This is a genomic window from Klebsiella sp. EMBS2024 (assembly GCF_036233805.1).
GTDB lineage: Bacteria > Pseudomonadota > Gammaproteobacteria > Enterobacterales > Enterobacteriaceae > Klebsiella > Klebsiella pneumoniae.
Map to the genome: position 1 here is coordinate 2,717,174 of NZ_JAZARW010000001.1, position 573 is coordinate 2,717,746.

General features: G+C 57.0%; 1 protein-coding gene. It reads right to left on the reverse strand.

The window, feature by feature from the left end:
• On the reverse strand, nucleotides 1–573 hold a 573-nt coding region (locus tag VZP09_RS12575; protein WP_442910121.1), incomplete at its 3' end, for a sugar phosphate nucleotidyltransferase.

Consider the following 573-nt stretch of genomic DNA (forward strand, 5'->3'; position numbering starts at 1 on the left):
ACTGAGCAGACGTTTCAGGTAGGCACCGTACTCGGTTTTCTTCAGACGCTCCGCCTGAGCCGCCACCCCTTCCGCCGACAGCCACTGATTACGATAGGCTATCTCTTCCAGACAGGCGACCTTCATCCCCTGGCGCTTCTCAATGGTATGAATAAACTGAGAAGCTTCAATCAGGCTGTCATGGGTGCCCGTATCCAGCCAGGCAAATCCGCGCCCCAGCAGTTCCACCTGCAAATCGCCGCGCTCCAGATACATCTGGTTCAAAGTGGTAATTTCCAGCTCGCCGCGCTCAGAAGGCTTGACGTCCTTCGCCATCTCCACCACATTGTTGTCGTAGAAGTAGAGCCCGGTCACCGCCCAGTCCGATTTCGGCTTCAGCGGTTTCTCCTCGATGGACAGCGCCTTAAAGTTCTCGTCGAACTCCACCACCCCGAAACGCTCCGGATCCAGCACCTGATAACCAAACACCGTGGCACCGGAGGTCTTCGCCGCCGCCGCTTCCAGTTTTTTACCGAAGCTCTGGCCAAAGTAGATATTATCCCCCNGCACCAGGGCGCAGGCATCGTTGCCGAT